We start from the raw sequence: 18,339 nt of genomic DNA, 5'->3' as shown, positions 1-18,339 counted from the left end.
ATGGGGGAGGCTTGTTGTAAACTGGATTCTTGAAAAAGTTTTTTCTCTGTTAGATAGCGTTTTTCTATCTTTTTTTAGGTGGGGAAAAATCTTTCCCCTTTTTGGGGAATTTTTATTGACAATAACACATTATCCCTTGGATTAAGTCAGTAGCCATTTCACTTTCAAAGATGGCCTGTAGCCCTTGATGCTGATACACTCTTCCATCTTGCTTTGTGGGTGATGCTTTGACAAAATCAACCCGAATCCCATGAGATAGTGCCTTTGCTACATAATAGACGTCCGATTTATGATTAAGTCCGTACAGCAGAATTTGATTCGCATTGTCGTATTGATGTTTGCCTTTAATATTGCCATAATGGTCAACATTAAATTTTATGTCTTCATTTAATCTTCGATTTCCCAAAATGGTTTGGAATCTTTCCTCTTGATCTTTATAAGTTAAAATGAACATTTCACCATGATTATCGCTTATGATATCGCTGATCAAGGTCTCGGGATCAATAATCTTCTTTTTACTTGCAAGTTTTGATCGACTTAAATTAGCATCTGGACAGTTATAAAATGCAAGGTTTGAGAAACTCCGGATTCTCGGAATATCCAGTATCCTATATCGTTCATCCTGGTAATCCAGATCAATTTCTGCTGTTGCATCAAATATGACCGTTTTCATATTAAAATCAGGATGCAAAATGTCGCTTGTAAATATCTTTCCTGATCCATGCCATCTGGAACTGAATTCCTTGTATTGTACAACACCACCCCTTCTTATAAAACTGGTCATTAAACCCAGAACCGCAAAGTCCTCACCATCGTATGTTTGAAAGTAGTATCTTTTCATCTCGTCTGACAGTTGATATGATGGGTCGAGGGAATCAATGATTTTGTAATCATCCTTCAAATCACCAACAGCAAAATTAGCCTCATAAAGGTAACGTTCGATTTGTCTTGCCTCTCCGTAAAGAGATGATTCTGGACCTATCTTTATCAAAAATTGACGAAGCATATAAAGCTCATTTTCAGATAATTTTTGATTCAAGCAAATCTGCGGTTTTTCATCAATCAACATCAGCGTCCGCTTTTGCTTGACTCCATTCCCATCCACGAAGTATGCCAGTTCTCCCAGATTCTCTCCATACAATGATCGTATCAGAAGCTGCTCATGGGTAATGAGCAGTACTTGGTATTTTGAATGTTCTTTCCTTGCTCGCTTCTTCTCACAAAAATATTTGCATTCACTACATACATGCCGATTATATTCTGGCAATCTCTGCAAGCAAGAATCCGCATAGAAGCTGAAAAATGAGATTGCTCTCCCATTCAATTCCAGTTCCATTCGCTTCATATCTGAAATTCGCTCAACGGCAATCACTATTCCTACTTCTGGGGATGCATCTGTAATCACCTTTACTATTTCAATTATTGCGGTAGTTTTACCAAAACCACATTCACCAGGATGAACAACAATGCTCCGTTCATCTTTCCAGGGGTTTATCACCACTCTGCATAAATCTCCGATGAGTTGTTTATGCTTATCTCCGACAAGGATACTTCTCATTTGCAGACGTTTCATAATATTTTGTGTCGCCTTGCACACCAAATCCTCCTTGTAACGATCAGACTCAATTATTTGATCCAATACGTATTTTGTAGGAAGATTTATTTTCATATCTTCATATTTTATATTCACATTTATTACCTCCATTAAAATTTTTATATAAATGTCCTCAAACGCTCTTATAGTCCCATATCCTATATGAGATTAAACTGTTATAATCAATACATCTAAAACAGGAGGTGTTGACATGAGGACCGATGATTTTCAAAGTAAAGCTGATATACTTGATGAAATTGTAGCAATAGCCACTCACTCAAATGATCCAGTCGTTTTCACAAGGGATGTTGCGGAGCTCCTACTTACAAATGGTTTGATTTCCGAGGCTGTATATGATATTCTGATGGGCGTAAATTAAACCTTCCAGTCCAGCTTGAGGCAACAATTACCCAAGCTGGCTTTTGCTTAAGGTTATCTTCAGCATATCTGATTCATTAGTTTCAGATATTTCAATAATAAGTCCAGTAAGAATGTCTTTAATTTGCATACCTGGGTTTATACCTACTCCTTGATCTATAAGCTCAACCAATTCCCTAAAAATACTTACAGCCATAAACGGATCAATAGGATCAGTAATTTTAAAATCTGGATTACCCCTGCTATGCAAAAGGCCGTGGGTATGGTAATTTACTATATTGGGACTCTCCTTAACCAACTCTAAATGGATATAGTATCCATGCTGTTCCCATGATAGTCGATCAGACATTTCGTCGTTTCTATGCATGTTCTCACCTTCCTTCTATTTGTCTGTATATAAGATCCTTATAACTAAATACATTGCCGAAAAATGGCTGCACTTAAGAAAGCCTATGTATTTCAGGCTTTTTTTCTGAATTTTGGCAATAGGAAATAAAGGCTTCCAATGTCGCCAAATACATATATATTCAGTTGTTTACTGCTTTCCGGAAATATATCGCCGTCGATCGTCGGCTCATTGATTTGATGACTTATTCTTCACTCTTTTTAACTTTTCACACTCTGTCGATTTGCTCATACTGTTTGTATTGTTACATTGCATTCAATCCCTTTCAAGTATTTTGATGAGTTTGTATACCTTTATCTGAATTTTAACACCATTAATCTTCTCAAATCAAATTCTACTCAACTTTTTTTAATACAATTTTTTAAGCTTTTTATGCAACCAATGATTCGATTATAGTGAATATTGATTATAAAGTCTAATTTTACTCAAAGATAATGCAATATTTTTATACAAAACGAAAAAACCCAGCTGTTACAAAGTCTTAAAAACCTTGCAACAACTGGGTCCTCCCTTTATAAATTGTTCTTAATCAACACCCAAAGCTTTAAATACACAATCCTCTGGCGAACTATAGAACGATATCTGGAACCTAGAGAATAAATCCGAAGGAACGGTAGGAATATCTACCGCAGATGCCATTGGTATGAGCACTTTTTTTGCTCCAGAATCCAAACAAACCTGTAGTACACTGGCAAGCTCATCGACCTTGGTGATTGTCCCACCTATAGTCATCGAACCAAGAATAACCAATTGACTCTGAACAGGCTTCCGCAGAGCTCCACTACATAATGAGACAAATGCTGCAAGGCCAAGTTCTTCGGTCATTCCGACTCCCTGCAAATCCTGTATATGCATCAGAAAGTCCGTTGTATCGGTATGAATACCACTGCTGATACTTTTTTTATTCGCTTTGAAATAATTATAAGCAATCCCGAGGTTCTCCCGAGCACCACGATTAGAGCCAATACCTGTTTTTTCAAATTTTCCTGTCCCCGGTACAGCTTCATTCTCTATTTTATATACTCCAAATACTCCAGTATCACTTCTTCCAACTGTATAAAGATGACCAGGCTTTCCAATCCCTTCTGGAATCAGTTTTCCTCCCCCTTGTTCTGGCACTGCAACAAAGTGTTCTTCAAAGGTCTCATTATCGATATATGAGAAATGGATATCATAAAACTCCATTCCACCTATCTTTTTCAACTGTTCCTTCACACGTCGCCGGCACTCAAGAGCATATTCAAGCACCTCTACAACGTCTTCCTTTTCAAACTCTCCATGAGGATATACCAATTTCATTAATCCAGATACGGTTCTTCGCACTGCTATAGTATCACGCTGGTTCAGATTGCTCCCCAATCGGAAATATTTATCAAACGCATCCCCGAATGTCCTTTTCCTCATTTCTCGCAAGAATTCAGCAAGATAGTCGGTAATAAAGCCATATTCATTGGTAAAGTGCTCCGGCTTGAATTTCGGAACTTCCCAGCCTGGGATATAACAATGCATACGATCAAAAAATGCAGTATCATAAGCCATAGCTTCAGGAAATGGTTCAAACAGGTGAGAAGTCTTTAAAAGCACTTCAACTGATTGATTTATATTACCGACGAATACCATGGAAGCGTTAGCGTTCTTTTCTTCACGCCCCCTTGCAAAACTTCCAGACGCCATATAATCTTTCATAATCTGAATTCCGTCTTTATCTTTAAATGTAATTCCTGCAACCTCATCAAAAGCGACACAATCCCACAATCCAACAAGTCCAACTTTCTTGCTGCTCATATTATAGAAAAGGTTGGCAACTGTGGTTTGTCCTCCTGAAACCAGAATACTATTCGGACTGATTTCTTTATAAATATGAGACTTACCCGTACTTCTTGGCCCAAGTTCGCAGAGGTTGAAATTATTCTCAACTAACGGCACCATACGAGCTAACATGTGCCATTTTACTCTATTGTCAAGCTTTGTTGGCTCAAGACCTACAGAGCGGAGGAGAATACTAATCCATTCATCTTTAGAAAACCTTCTACGGCCTTCATAGAGTTCATCCATATCCATATTAGCAAGCTGAATCGGAGTGAGCTCATCAATAACAAAAGGGCTTACTCCACGAGTTTCCTCATTAAATTCATAGGACATTTTTACAATGCACCAGATACCACCTGCAAGAAGCTTTTCGTATCTCTTAATATAGTCTGAATGTATAATGACTTCCTTTATTCCTAAATTTGAGAAAACAGCCTCATATATGTCTTTTTTCTCATTTAGGCGAGCCTCAACCTTATCAATAACGGTATACATTCCCATCTCACGGATTTTGGATTTTATTTTTTCTGCTTCATCCGGACGTACAAAATTTCTTGAAATTATATCCTTTACCCGCTCTACGCCATCGTTAATACTTGCTTCATCATCTGTGGCACAATACATTCCAAGTAAGTATTCCAAGACATAAACTGGAACATTGGCTCCTTCTTTAATTTTTTTTGTCAGATCTTTTCTAACTACCTTGCCAGCAAAAACTTCATTGAGTTTCTGATTAAGTTCCGACACAAAATCACCACCTTTACAGACCCAAATCATTATTAAATATAAGGTCTATATTAAATTTAATCTTCTGCACTTCTTCGTTTATTTTTTCTTCCTCATCAGCCAATATCAGATAGTAAGGCTTTGTCTTATCATATTTACCGCTCTTCAAGGTAAATTTTTCTTTAAAGGTTCGATCTGCAAACTCTTTGGATCTGCTATCAGCAATGATTATATTCTCATTAGAAATGCGGTTTCCCTCCTCGTCAGAAAAGTATGCCTTAAGACGAACGGGTACCCATTTTTCCTCCACTACCTCATTTTGGAAGAACTCCAAGTATGTTATCATACTGGTTATCTTCCTTGTTAGTGAGGTTAAGGATACAGAAACTTTTTTAACCTTTAATTTATCACTGCTGCTTCGGTCACTCTTAAATCTAATAACAGGAATCATAATCTCCTGCAGAGAAGCCCCACCATGCACATAATTACTACCAGAACCCGATACTTTATAGCAATTTGTTCCTTTAGGAATTACAACTTCAAGGGATGAATCTTTCATAAGGTAATCCATGGCATAACGGCTTGTTCCATGTATTTCTTTCTTATCGGCTGTCATTATAAACCGCCTTTTGGCAATAAGATATGAAATAAGCTCTTTAGGTGTCTTATCACTTTCATTTAATGCTGTTCTTCGGTATATAAAGCCATGATCAGTAGTAATAAGTATATTTGTAGCATTTCCATCATTTTTAAGCTTTCTTACAAGCTTTGTAAGCTCTGCAATGCAGTCTTCAACAGCTTCAAATACCTGCTTTTCCGTCGATGCATTATCGCCTCGTCCATCTATGGTGTTGTGATATATATAAATTAAATCCTGCCCAACTGTAACGGCTCGCAATTCTTCTTTTGACATGGTTCTTATATCATCAAAACTGACACAAGTGGATTTGGGATATTTCTTTTTAAGTACAGTAGCCCTTTGCTCCGTGCTTTTTGTAGGCATTCCATCTATGAGAACCTCACCCGAATCGGAGTATGAAATTTCTTCACCTGGAAGTAGAGCAGCCATTCCCAGAGATGTATAGGAGGGCAATACCCCTAGCATGGTATCAAGGTTCACTATTCCTTTGTGTTCTGTATTTAGTACGTCACATAGTTCTTTAGCAACCTCGTATCGCAGCCCATCACTTATTACCACAAACAACTTTTCTCCTTTATCAATGTAAGAAGACACAATCTTTTTACAAAACTGTTGCTGTGGTATTTCAGAAGGCAGAGACCATTGGGTTTGTAAACCTAAAACTGCTGATTCCCATTTTACCGAGAGCTCCGACAAAAAGAAGTTTATATAAGTATTCTCTATCAACATGAAAAGAGGCGTAAATTCTTCAAGGTTCTGGATACGATCATAGTGAAGAATAAACTTCCTGTAATAGGTATCAAAGAGGTAATACTCCTTTTTATAAAGCTCATACAAATCAATCGCAGTACTACCTTTGATTTTCTTTCCATAATGTTGCTCTAAAGACAATAGTTTGGCAGCATAATAAAGAGCTGAATACTCATTTTCATAATTCTTGTAAAAATGGCTCTTCCGTCTTTCTTTAATCTGCCTGATATATTTATCAAACTCACCAGCCTTATGAGTAAGGTTTTCAATAAGCCGTCTAATAATCTCTCTGTCAAAAATAGGGAAGGTATCGGTCTCTATAAAGCTATCGGTTTCAATGTCCTTAATTAATGAAGGTAGCTTAATATCGTCAGTAATCATTTCGGCTATCATTATATAATTAGGTGTATTCATAAAATTTTCAATAAAGACAAAGGCATTAGATATGTTTTCTCCGATAAACTTTGCCATATTTTCGGATATGCTGCCACGATAGGTTACAGACATATGCTTCAGAAACATTGATATTGCCAATAGCTTTATGTCCTTATCCTTTAGTGTATAACCATAAATATCGCCTGCAAGACTCCAGAATGCTTCCATATCGCCAAACTTTTCAATATCTGTTATGAATTTTCCTTCACCTAGCAACCCGTCAATTAGGACTGTTTTAAATACTCCTTCAATGTCTAGAGCTGGGAGCTTCAGTAAAGCAGAAAGAACAGCAGTGTCAATAATCTGCTCACTGTACTTTGTAAGTCCATAAGAAGCAAATTTCCTATATCTGTCCTTGTTACCGAAAAAGACAGCATATTTCTTAACTACACTCCGAAGGGAGACATCTATTTTCAAATCACGCATGATGACAGTTGTAGAATCTGCTGAAAATTCTTTTGAATATTTAAGTATGTCAATAAGAAAATTATCTCTTGGCTGTGGTTTTGAGCATGGAGAATAAACCAGAAAATTAGTTTCTGGTTCTTCCTCCTCAATAAGATACTTTATATAAAAGCTATTATTATTTATTGTCAGGAGCTTTGCCGATTTCAGCTCTATTTCTGATATTCTTTCTTGGAACTCTCCATCATCATCATACCAGAAAACAATATTCCTTTTCTGCCCATCACTGGGTTCGGCAGAAAGCATTGTATTTAGTACGTTTTGTACTTCAGTTAGATTCATATGTTTCAACTCCATTACATCGGAATATTTCTTAAAAAGAAGCATTCACACTTATATTCTATATCTTTGTCAACAGGTTTGCGGTGACGGAAGGCTTTCCATCCTCAATAACCTCAACGTTTTGATACTTTTGATAATTTACCACAACTCCGTCATCAAGGTCGAGCTTAATTCGTCTGCTAGCTATATGGGCTATTACAGGATCATACTTCATTATTTCAGCTGTTTTCTTCTGCAAGTCTTCCTTTTTCTTACGGTAGGAAGCTTTTTCAGCAGCAGTGAGAGAATCCTCTAACATCTGGTCTATTCTCTTAATTTCACCTTCATATGCTCTCATAAGAGGATGGAGGTAGTCAGTTCTCACACGGGCAGGAGTGAATTCATCCATACGGTGTAGATATACAAGAGCCTTCATTGCACCAGCAGGACCCGTCTCAAATTGCCAGTATATCGGCCTCTTCTTATATATTTTACAATGATCCTTAAAGAAGTCATTGAAAAAGTATTCTCTGATAATTTGTCTTGCAGTTTTGGTTGAAGTAGGCTTTAAAGCCTTTGCAATAAAGGTAAGGTTCTCTTCGAGGGTTTCAGATCCGTAGACCTTTTCAACAAACTCTATAAATAGTGATACAATATCGTTCTCAAAGTACTCCTCACTGGTAATAGGTATAATATTATCCTGAACGGGGATAAATGTGCTATATGCTCCTTTATCAAATGTACCACCAGCATATACAAGCCCTTCACGGTCAAGACTATAGCGACCAAACATACAGCCAACAGCGTAGGAAATGAGTGATCTGATATCTCTATCAAGGTCTGCACGTCTAACTGTTACATCTTCATCAGCAACTTCTGGGTTGAGTTCATCTTGTAAACCGTAGATTTCAATAAATATACGGTTTAACTCTTCCTCGTTAGCTTTGAGCTTTCTAAACCTTTCGTCAGTAACAACTACCCAGTTAACAAAGGCTTGTTCTATATTGGCCGCTTTATACCTAATAAGAGGATGTACTTTGAAGTCCCAAGAGGTTTCAAAATCGTCCAAATCAGCTTTAGTCAAAATAATGTTCTGTGAAACAATAGAATCTACTACACTTTTTTCTCTTAAATCGAAAATCAAAGGTAATCTCTCTATGTCACTGTTTGTAAAACTCATTGTCGGATTTAGTGCTCTTAAAAATTCAAAACATACATTTGAACATAAAAAGCCTAAAATATACATTACCATTGTATTGTCTTCAGGAAATGAGGAACGGCTTGTGTCATCGTAAATAAATCCTTTTTCCTTAAACTTTGCACCAAATTTTGAAGAACTTAATTTATTCCATGTAAGTCCTTCCTTGAAATAAAATTGTGTATTCTGTGGTCTTGCAGCGAACTTTCCATTAGCATTGCGAAAATTTCTTATTTCTCTGCCGTCATATTGCCAATTTACAACATATTCGTTTTTAGTAGACCATTTCCTAAAATCGCCACCACTATTGCATGGAAACCATTTGTGTTTTCCATCTATTGTTTCACTAATATCACAATAATTAAAACCTATACTATTCAGTGAAACCTCATACCATAATTTTTGAAAAATTGAGTTATCGCCTGTTGCTAATCCTGCTCTTGGTGTCGAAACATTCTTTAGTGTAGTAGCATATAAATAACTCGATATCATTCGCTGACTTACCCAGTAAGCAAAAGGACCTCCAGGTATTTTGCTAAATTTCGTACTGATACTTTTAAAAACATATTCACAATTTGCGTTTTTAATTGCTTCCATCATGCGTATTTCCTTTTCATATGAAGTTGAAAAATCTACAAGCCTAATATATTTACCAATAAACTCAAGATTGCTGCTCTTATTCAATATAAAAGCAGTAGACTGTACAACTTCACCACTGATTTCCTCAAATGTATGTGGACCAAGATGCAACATAGATATTAATGTATATGTTTGTATTATTTTTTGTCTTAATCTTTCATAACTCGACAAAAACATCCAACTATGCTGATTTATCATCGCTAAATAGCCACCTTGCTTAAGCAATGGTAACTCCATAAACACTGCAAATAAATCGCTCTTTGAGTCAGGATAATTCTCTTTTACATAATCAGAAAGCAAAGGAGACATCCCCTTACCAAGATATGGAGGGTTTGTTATATAAACGTCATACTTCTGCGACAAAATCTTTGCTTGCCTAACAAGATCGGGCATATCATATATAACTTGATTTATAAAGGCAGAGTCGAATATATCCAATTGCCCCTGATGTGATAATTCATCGACGTAATCCAAAAGACCGTCATAGTCCATAGGCTCTACCTTAAGTATAGAGCCATATTCACGAGCATTATAAAAGGTTTTAATCAGATAATCGGCCACTTGTCTATAGCGGTCATCAATCCTAAACTGGCTTTGCTCTGGTCGTTCAATGGATGCAATGTCATTGGATTCTTTTATGGAACATACATTGACTGTAATAGGCTCCTCTTTTCTAAAAAGCCTTCTGTTCTTGCTCCTGGCTTTCATAATCAGAGCAAAGTAAGCAAGTTGGGCTGCACGCTCATCGATATCGATGCCATACAGATTCTTTTCAAGTATAAGTTGTGGAATATCTCTTTCTGGGTATCCGCAAGAAACATATATATCATAAAGTACATCAAAGGCATATACCAGCATATGACCGCTTCCACAAGCAGGGTCTATAATCTTGATTTCCTCTGGTGAGAGCTTTGACCCATCTTTTATAAGCTCTCCATCAAGATAATACTTCCAATTTTCTTTTAACGGAGAGTTTTCATCACCCTTTTCAAGCCAAAGTCTACCGAGGGAGTTTTCAACTAGGTATTTGACAATCCAGTCAGGCGTAAACAATTGTGTTTTTGCAGGGAGATCATCCTTTGACACCTTTTTACCCTTTGCAACCGCATCGTCTACCTGTGCCTTCTTCTCAGAAATATAGAACTGGTACAACCATCCTATGATTTCAACCTGGTCGGTGAAATCCTCTTCATCAATACTTGAAACAAGTAGGTTGATAATACCTCCATCCGTATAAAGATGGTCTGGAAGCAATAACTCTGTATAATCTGAAATCTTCTCGAACATATTGGGCATTATCTTTGATAGCTTATTACACAAATTAATAAGAATTGCTTTATACAAGCCCTCAATATCCCCTTTATCCAGACAGGAGTAATACATTTCTGAAGATGCAAGTTCCAAATCCTTTGACACAGATATAATCTCTGGCTCATTTTTCCCATCTACACCTGCAAGGACTTTGGTATGAATGTTAAAAGGCATATACTCATTCACTTCCATAAACCGCAGAGCTATAAAACGGTTAAACCATGTATATGCAACTTCCTCTATTACATTATCAAAGCCTTTTTGCTCTATGGCTCTCACAAGCTGCCGATACTGGGCAAGGGTTGCCTTATCATATGTTTTTCCACCAACACGAAAACCATCACCAAATAATTCAATTTTCTTTATTTCTTTTTCTGTAATGCCGTAAATGGCGGCCTTGTCTTTAATTTGCTCTTTAAGTTTTGCTCTAGCAGCAACAGCAAAGCTGCGAATTGCTGATTTATTCATTTAAAGCCAACCTACCTTTCATATCTGTTATGACAAACCGTATTAAAGCAGCTTTATTACTGTATCAGTGGTTAATTTTTGCTTCAGCTTCTGTTTTAACTCTCCAAGGAGACGGTCAATATCCTCATCATTTCGTATAATCCAAGTCTCCTCAAAGAGTTCATTTACAGTAACATTAATGGTTCTGCTGGTTTTATAGTTGCTGTTTGGCGACTTATCATCTTCACCAATGGTCGAGGTACCAGAATAAGTTCCTCCAACCGAAGCATTTCTTTTCTTGTATTCAGCATTTATCTTTTCTATCAAGCGGATTTTTAGCCTATCACTTTCCGTCTTCATAGCTATTGCTTCATACATATTGTTTGCGTGGTCAATTCTATAGAGCAGGTTCTCAAACTCTTTTTTAGATTCTGCCCTTAATTGCTCACTTGCTGAAAGCTCATCCAGTTCTTTTATAACTTTTGAGTAGTCACTTTCAATTATTTTCTTAACAGGCTCACATTCCTTCTCAAGCAGCACTCCAAACTCCACCCTGAATCTTTCTACCAAATCAGGGAGCTTTATGATCTGCGAATATGGCATCGGTGACTCAACAATGCTTTCAATCTCCTTAATAATACCAACCGCAATGGTACTATCGGTAAAATAGGTGCGGTTTGCTTCAAATAATGAAAGCATTTTCAGTGCCTTATCAAATATTTCTCTCTGGTTGCCCGCAAAAAATTTTTTTATATCAGAGGCTTTTTCCTCGTAGTCTAATAAATCATCGGACACTTCAGCCATTCTGCTGAAAAATTCTGTTGAATCTTTTATTTTCAGTATTTCAGAGAATATTTTTTTACCATCTTCAAGAACTTGCTTGCCTGGATAAGATGCTACCTTATACTCACCAAGAAGGTCTACGATTGTATCATGTTCACCCTGGCAAAGCTCTTTAAAGCTTACCATAAGCCCGTCCTCGTCACTAGGTAATGCTGTACGGTTAAACAACTCTTTTGCTAGGGTTTTTACATTGTTGAGTAAGCTTGAAGATACCCTTGTCCTGATTTTTACCAAAACCCTTTCCACGAAATCACGTTTAGTAAGGTAGTTTATTATCTGGGGATTAGAAGCTTCTATATATTCGCTGCCATAAATGAGCCGAATTTCCTGTTCACGTAGAAGCTCGGCTATTAGTCCTTGAATATCAAGCTCTCGGTAACCATAAGGAGCCTTACTATAAAGATCAAGTATAGTCTTTACTGTAGTAGGAATATTTCTCTCACTGTTTCTCGTAAGAAATGCAGTTAACTCTTCTATTGCCAGCTTATTTGGATTTTCACCATCTGGCATATTGGATAACCTCATCTGACGGTTATCCTTCATAAGAAGCCCAGCTAGTTCAGATGTTGTATCGATAAACTTTTTGATATATCCAAGTTTTGTATAAATTCCTTCTACCAGTACTTTAAAGCCTTCAGAAATTCTCTCTTGCACACTCTTCTCACGAATATCTAATTTGTTGCCCAAAGCGTACATGTCAGCTTTTTTCAGTGCATCAATGAGTTGTTCACGGCTTCTTTCTCTCCTTGTTCTGATTTCAGCAGTTTTGCTCGCTTTGATAAGCTCCACTTCCTCGGTAGCAAGCACACCGCTTTTACGGCGTAAGAAAGCGTCTATCTTCATTGCTCGTTCCATTTCTTCAATAAAACTTGTATCATCTGGCAACTTGATGACAAGAGCATTGCCATGGTAGGAAAGAAGTTTAAGCCCTGTATCTGTTGTATCTCCACTATAATACGGAGTGAGTATCCTTAAAGTAAGTTCCTCTTTTTGGTTTCCACGAGACCTGTCGTCTATAATTTGGTTAAAGCCAAAATCATACCGTGAATATTTATACTTACGATCAGGGTATATGCCAGCAAAGATCTCGTCACCGATTTTGTCAATCAATTCGCCAGAATCAATAGAGATATTTTGAATTTCTTTATTTATATCCTGTTCTTCATTGGTCAGGAAGATATATCTATCCCCATTTTTTTGTATTAATGTCTGTTTTTCAAGACGGCGGAGACTAGCATCAATTTTCTTTTTAAGAACCAACTTGTCTTCATCTACAAATGAAAGCATTACTGCAGATAGATTGTCAATATTGGCTGGAAGCTCCTTGACATACTTAAGCATGAATAAGACCTTAAGTACATCAATATCAAAAGGTTTTTCTAAATTATCATTCCTTTCAGCCCTGTCTATAACAATTTTGATATTATGGTCTAGGAACTTGTCGATAGTATCATAAAAGGCCTGAAGCGGAATAAGCGTACCTAACTCCTTATCAAGATACTTTATTGCTGACTCTTGGAAGCCGCTCAAAAGACTTCTTTCACCTTCACTTAAATGCTTGCCGCTTGCACCATGTAGCCTGATTCCGTTGAAAATAGACTGCACCAAGTGGAACTGATATGGTACAAAAGGATAAACAGCTGCAAAATCCATAGAATTTTTATAAATCTTCATCTCCGCAGCATCAGCAGAGAATGAAAGCTGATTTTTCAAAATTGCTTCCTTATCACTAAAATAAAGCTCCAGTGTTTCACGAGCAGCTGTCTTTTTATCCAACAGCCTTCGTTTAATTACTTCGTCAACATTAGCACTGGAAAGTGAAAGCCTAGTATCAAATCTTCCAAGAATCTTTGAGAATTGGTCACTTTTTACCTTTACAATACTATCAATATCCTGCTGGGAAGTACAGATTACCCATGCTTTACCACCGCACTGTGTTCCCAAAGCTTCTACTACAGTCTGCAGGTTAAGAAGCAGGTCTGTATTATCACCAATGTATTGTCCTATTTCATCACATAGGAAAATAAGATGGTAATTTCTCGGCTTGCTTTCGATATATTCACGCACTCTTTGAGCAAATTTTTCTACAGAAAGGTTATAAGTGGACTCACACTTCTCATACCAGTTACGAGCTGATTCCGCACTCATTTTTGTTGTATCAGCAAGTGCCTGAACAATGTTATCACCCTCGAAATAGAAATCATTTCGAGCATCTTCCCATATTTGTCCAGATAGTTCAAGGAATTTATTTTTAAAAGCTTCATATGTACCTTCCTTGCTCATTTGATATTCAATTTCAGCAACCCATGGCATACTTCCGCAAAAGCCCTGCATTTCATTAAAGACCTTCATAAAAACCTTGACTATTGCGTCCTTATTAAGTTTTGAGTCAGAGTCAGCTTTATAATCAATATTAAATAAAATTACATCGCTGCTAATATCACCAGCTAGCTTCATGTTTGCAAGCAAAGCTGGGTTATCAATCTTCCCATCGAAAAATGAAACAGCCTTTTTTCCTTTCACCTCAACGTTTTTGAGCAAATACGAAAGAATTTTCAGGAAGTGGGATTTACCGCTTCCAAAGAAGCCAGAAATCCAACAACCCATTTTATCTGTCCGTCCATTTATACTTTTAATATATGCACTAAAAAAGGTATCAAGATGCTTGTAAAGTTCACGGGTGACAACATACTCTTCGAGGTCATTGTATATTATCTCCTCCTCACGCTGATCAACCTTGATAACTCCTTGAATTTCTCTGGTAATGTCTTTTTCAAACATATTCCTGATCAACATCTTCAAATCCACCTTACCTTTCTATTAGCCTGAAAGCTCTATAATAATTATCATCTTTAATTTCATCAAACAGTTTAAGCGATAAGCCGTCATAGGTTCCCGGAAAAAACATTACCAGCGGTACATTAATGGCCGAATGGAGGTTGTTTAATATGGTATGGGACCTAATAAACGGATATGCTTTACCCACTCCAATTAGGAATACAATATTACCGTCAGTCACATTACTCTTTATGGTTTCAATAATCAAATCATTGGGCATAGTAAGACGAAGGGTTTTCTTAATAGGATTAACTATTGCATCCGAACCTTTTGCCTCTTCCATTTGGAATACTTTTTCTAAATAGCCCTTATTCTTCAGGATATTAAGCATAACCTTATACAAATCGAACACTTTAATTTCTGGCATTTCTTTTACAAGAAAGTCCACATGAGCCCGAACAATATGCTCGTCCTTGGGATCATAATCAAATATGTGAAAATTAATTTCATTTCCAGTACCTCGGTTTTCACGAAACTGCTTCTTTGATATTTCAGGCAGTATCTTATCCAGTCTTTCATAAATAGTCATGTGTTCACCTTCTTTCATTATTCGAGGCACATAGCCTTCCTATATAGTTCAGAGAATAACCCACAGACTTCCTTTTCTATTAGCGGAGGTGTTATCTCCAGATAGGAATTGTTCATCTTTGCAAACCCTGCCTCTAGCAAAGCCTTTTTATAAGCATTCCGTAGCTGTCGGAGATTGTTATCCTTCCATTTTGCTACTATGCTGCTTGTTTCAGCTTTTCTTTGAAAAAAAAGCATAAAATCTGAATCGTATATAAAATGTTCTCCGGCATAATACCTATCGGAATATACTTCTTTAAAAAATTCAAAAAATAACAGATCGACATTCAATAATGCATATAACGCTACTGCCTTTGCAGTATCTATACTTCCGTTAGCCAAAACATTCAGCAGTTCAGGTGATAAAGATTTCAAACGAGTCAATATTTTTGTAGCAAGATCTCTTTTCCTTCGTTCTTTAACTACTTGAAAAATATTTTCCATTTCAGATTTCTTTATTATATCTTTATCATCAAAGCCATTAACCTTTAGTGATGCTGCTTTCCTCATTTCATTGAAGAGCAATGGCATTTCTTTTAGTGTAGAACTATACCTTAACATATGCTCCTCCAATCTTCAGTCTTTTCTATCTAAAATTTTCGACACAACCTCAAGTCGCTTTTTTCCGCATTGTTGACGAAGTACGGTTGTAAATTCTCCAGATGTATTGGTAAATACCTTGGTTTCATTGTTTTCTACTATTCTTTTAATACTATCAATCATTTCATTTTCAGGAATTTCACTACACCAATACATATCAATTACTCTTGACAAAGCTTCTGCAAGCTCACGCTGGTTTTTATAAAAACTCTTAATTTCCATTTAGTCACCTGCTTACCTTTTATCATTTTTATACTATTTTTTTATTATATCATTATCATTTTTATATTACAACATTGAATGTAATTTTCTGTAATTCTTCTCTTTCATTGATTACAATCTACCGCACTTTTTATCATGCTTGTGAGTAAAAATAGACTTTACATCCCATCATTGCTAATATGAAGACATAAAATAATATCACATTACAAAGGAGCGAAATATATTGCCTTATATGTATGATACAATTCGTGATTTTCGATCGCTGATCGTTTACCAAAAGGCCAAAGAAATGGCTAATGATATATGCGAACTATCGAAAAAATTCCCACCGTCAGAGAGATATGAAAGCACCAGTCAAATACGGCGAGCGGCGACTTCTGTAGTTGCCAACATCGCCGAAGGAAATGGTCAACTTTATCCTACAAAAGAACTGACATTTATAAACACTGCTATAGGCAGTCTTGCAGAGACACGTTACTGGCTTGAGTTTGCCCATGACCAAGACTTTATTCAAAAAGCCGAGTACGAGCGAATTGATGCTCAATGTATTGAAATTACAAAGATGCTATATGGTTACATGCGGCGAGTTAAGAAGATTATAGAAATAGCAGTGTAACTTAACAATATGCTATAAAAAACACAAAACTAAACATTTTAGTTGAATGTTACGATTATCTGTATGTAAAATAAAACAACCATTATAAATATAATTTGATGATGAAGGAGATTTAGCTATGGATATTGCTAATAATGTAAAATGGGATTATGAAAAGCTTGGTACTATACAATTCAAAGTTGATGATAAAGGTAATCCAGTAATTGACATAGAAAAGACACGTGATATTATCCTGATGGGAGTAGATGTCTTGGTGTGCTGCAAATTATTATCTGACGCCGAGAGAAGATATTTTGCGGAGTTGTTCACAAAAATGGAAATTGCTATTGATGAAGAACTCCCTGGCAGAAGCAGTTTACAATTTAATTTCAATCGTCTAACTGGAAAAATTGTTGATGCTACTTTGTGTATTAGCGGACCTTCAATGTATATTGATACTAATGAGATGATCAAATCGATACTTGAAAATCTTTGCTTCCTGATCGTAATGTACAAGCACCCAGAAGAACACTTGAAAGAAATGGAACTTTTCGGTCCCAACGTGCCGTTTGGCAGACACGGTGCCTTATGGGTTCAATACGCAAATGCTCTATTGCCAGATGAATACATTATGAAATGTAAGTACTCATATGCAGCCTGTAGCTATATCCTCAATAATAAAACAGCTGAACAAGCAGAAGTCTTTGAAGATGCATTGGGTAAAGGTTGGGAATCTGATCTCGCTGATGAATATGCAGAAGAATTACTGGAAAATGAGATGACAGCTGAAGAATATCCAATCGCTGATTTTTTACAGGATCGTTACGATGAGTATACTGACCAATTTGACGAAGATAACGATGACGAGATAATTGATGAAGATGATATCGACGAAACTATTAAAGAATCATCAATTAATACTTTGGAGAAATACTGTTCTCTGATGGAAGAAAAATACGAAAATGAAATCGAAAATATTGGTAACCGTCTGGTTATAATGAGCTCTTACAAAAAGGGACCCGCATTATACGAAATAATCCAAAAGCTATCAAATCCAGAACTTCGCTACTATCTCTTCATCCGTTATTGGACAGGGATTGACGCAGGACACGAACTATTCACCCCCAAAAAACTTCACGAATGGCTTATCCAAAGCAATGTTCGGCTGGATTTTTCCGACCTCAAAATGAATTCAGATGGTTATGTTACTGTATACCGTGGCGAAAACGAATATTCTTTACCTTGGGACAAAGGAGCATTGAGTTGGACAACATCTAAACCAATCGCTGAAAAATTTGCTCGTGGTATAAGATTACGTACCCAAGATGCACCGAAGCCTCGAATTGTCGTTGGTAAGGTAAACAGGGATGATATTCTAGCTCGCTTTGATGGACGAAAAGAATTTGAACTGCTTTGTCAAAACGTAGTATTTCTTGCCGAAGAAAAACTAGCTTAAAATAGCAGTTCAGCTACAAAGAAGGTTTAGCCTGTTATTGTCAATAAAAATTCCCCAAAAAGGGGAAAGATTTTTCCCCACCTAAAAAAAGATAGAAAAACGCTATCTAACAGAGAAAAAACTTTTTCAAGAATCCAGTTTACAACAAGCCTCCCCCAT

The 18,339-nt window shown here is 36.6% G+C and carries 12 protein-coding genes; 3 read left to right on the top strand and 9 right to left on the bottom strand.

Features of this window, described 5'->3' with window-relative positions:
- Nucleotides 1-112: 112 nt before the first annotated feature.
- On the bottom strand, nt 113-1,690 hold the full coding sequence (locus EFD62_RS16145; protein ID WP_128706499.1) for a hypothetical protein: 1,578 nt from the start codon (nt 1,688-1,690) through the stop codon (nt 113-115).
- A gap of 115 nt (nt 1,691-1,805) precedes the next feature.
- Between EFD62_RS16145 and EFD62_RS17560 the strand changes: the two genes are divergently transcribed.
- Nucleotides 1,806-1,973 carry a hypothetical protein gene (locus tag EFD62_RS17560; RefSeq protein WP_155522915.1) on the top strand — a complete coding sequence of 56 codons (168 nt, stop codon included), beginning with the start codon at nt 1,806-1,808 and terminating at the stop codon, nt 1,971-1,973.
- Nucleotides 1,974-2,000: 27 nt separating this feature from the next.
- Here the strand turns inward: EFD62_RS17560 and EFD62_RS16140 are convergent, their stop codons facing one another.
- The 8 genes from EFD62_RS16140 to EFD62_RS16105 all read right to left on the bottom strand — a co-directional run bounded on the left by EFD62_RS16140 (nt 2,001) and on the right by EFD62_RS16105 (nt 16,129).
- Entirely contained in the window at nt 2,001-2,339 is a 339-nt protein-coding gene (locus EFD62_RS16140) for a hypothetical protein (RefSeq protein ID WP_155522914.1), read from the bottom strand.
- 564 nt (nt 2,340-2,903) lie between these two features.
- Entirely contained in the window at nt 2,904-4,934 is a 2,031-nt protein-coding gene (brxL, locus tag EFD62_RS16135; protein WP_128706497.1) for a protease Lon-related BREX system protein BrxL, read from the bottom strand.
- 13 nt (nt 4,935-4,947) lie between these two features.
- Nucleotides 4,948-7,485: a BREX-1 system phosphatase PglZ type A gene (gene pglZ, locus EFD62_RS16130; RefSeq protein WP_162302535.1), complete on the bottom strand. Its 2,538-nt coding sequence runs from the start codon at nt 7,483-7,485 to the stop codon at nt 4,948-4,950.
- A gap of 58 nt (nt 7,486-7,543) precedes the next feature.
- Nucleotides 7,544-11,080, bottom strand: coding sequence for a BREX-1 system adenine-specific DNA-methyltransferase PglX (gene pglX / locus EFD62_RS16125; protein WP_128706495.1), 3,537 nt, complete (start codon nt 11,078-11,080; stop codon nt 7,544-7,546).
- A 42-nt stretch (nt 11,081-11,122) separates the two neighbouring features.
- A complete protein-coding gene (gene brxC / locus EFD62_RS16120) occupies nt 11,123-14,698 on the bottom strand; it encodes a BREX system P-loop protein BrxC (RefSeq protein ID WP_128706494.1) in 3,576 nt (1,191 codons plus the stop codon).
- Nucleotides 14,699-14,711: 13 nt separating this feature from the next.
- Nucleotides 14,712-15,269, bottom strand: coding sequence for a DUF1788 domain-containing protein (locus tag EFD62_RS16115; protein WP_128706493.1), 558 nt, complete (start codon nt 15,267-15,269; stop codon nt 14,712-14,714).
- A 17-nt stretch (nt 15,270-15,286) separates the two neighbouring features.
- Entirely contained in the window at nt 15,287-15,868 is a 582-nt protein-coding gene (locus EFD62_RS16110; RefSeq protein ID WP_128706492.1) for a DUF1819 family protein, read from the bottom strand.
- Between the two features lie 15 nt (nt 15,869-15,883).
- Nucleotides 15,884-16,129 carry a TIGR04540 family protein gene (locus EFD62_RS16105; protein ID WP_128706491.1) on the bottom strand — a complete coding sequence of 82 codons (246 nt, stop codon included), beginning with the start codon at nt 16,127-16,129 and terminating at the stop codon, nt 15,884-15,886.
- A gap of 232 nt (nt 16,130-16,361) precedes the next feature.
- On the opposite strand from EFD62_RS16105, the gene EFD62_RS16100 reads away from it, so the two are divergent.
- Entirely contained in the window at nt 16,362-16,745 is a 384-nt protein-coding gene (locus tag EFD62_RS16100) for a four helix bundle protein (RefSeq protein ID WP_128706490.1), read from the top strand.
- A 118-nt stretch (nt 16,746-16,863) separates the two neighbouring features.
- Nucleotides 16,864-18,180, top strand: a complete 1,317-nt coding sequence (locus EFD62_RS16095; RefSeq protein ID WP_128706489.1) for a hypothetical protein — start codon at nt 16,864-16,866, stop codon at nt 18,178-18,180.
- Nucleotides 18,181-18,339: the final 159 nt, after the last annotated feature.

Source organism: Acetivibrio mesophilus, assembly GCF_004102745.1.
Lineage (GTDB): Bacteria > Bacillota > Clostridia > Acetivibrionales > Acetivibrionaceae > Hungateiclostridium > Hungateiclostridium mesophilum.
This window is presented reverse-complemented; position numbering and strand designations above follow the sequence as displayed.

Bases quoted from the DNA above. Each gene is read 5' to 3' on its own strand.
- EFD62_RS17560 (WP_155522915.1), top strand. From the start codon at position 1,806: ATGAGGACCGATGATTTTCAAAGTAAAGCTGATATACTTGATGAAATT.
- EFD62_RS16140 (WP_155522914.1), bottom strand. From the start codon at position 2,339: ATGCATAGAAACGACGAAATGTCTGATCGACTATCATGGGAACAGCAT.
- pglZ (WP_162302535.1), bottom strand. From the start codon at position 7,485: ATGAATCTAACTGAAGTACAAAACGTACTAAATACAATGCTTTCTGCC.
- pglX (WP_128706495.1), bottom strand. From the start codon at position 11,080: ATGAATAAATCAGCAATTCGCAGCTTTGCTGTTGCTGCTAGAGCAAAA.
- brxC (WP_128706494.1), bottom strand. From the start codon at position 14,698: ATGTTGATCAGGAATATGTTTGAAAAAGACATTACCAGAGAAATTCAA.
- EFD62_RS16115 (WP_128706493.1), bottom strand. From the start codon at position 15,269: ATGACTATTTATGAAAGACTGGATAAGATACTGCCTGAAATATCAAAG.
- EFD62_RS16110 (WP_128706492.1), bottom strand. From the start codon at position 15,868: ATGTTAAGGTATAGTTCTACACTAAAAGAAATGCCATTGCTCTTCAAT.
- EFD62_RS16105 (WP_128706491.1), bottom strand. From the start codon at position 16,129: ATGGAAATTAAGAGTTTTTATAAAAACCAGCGTGAGCTTGCAGAAGCT.
- EFD62_RS16100 (WP_128706490.1), top strand. From the start codon at position 16,362: ATGTATGATACAATTCGTGATTTTCGATCGCTGATCGTTTACCAAAAG.
- EFD62_RS16095 (WP_128706489.1), top strand. From the start codon at position 16,864: ATGGATATTGCTAATAATGTAAAATGGGATTATGAAAAGCTTGGTACT.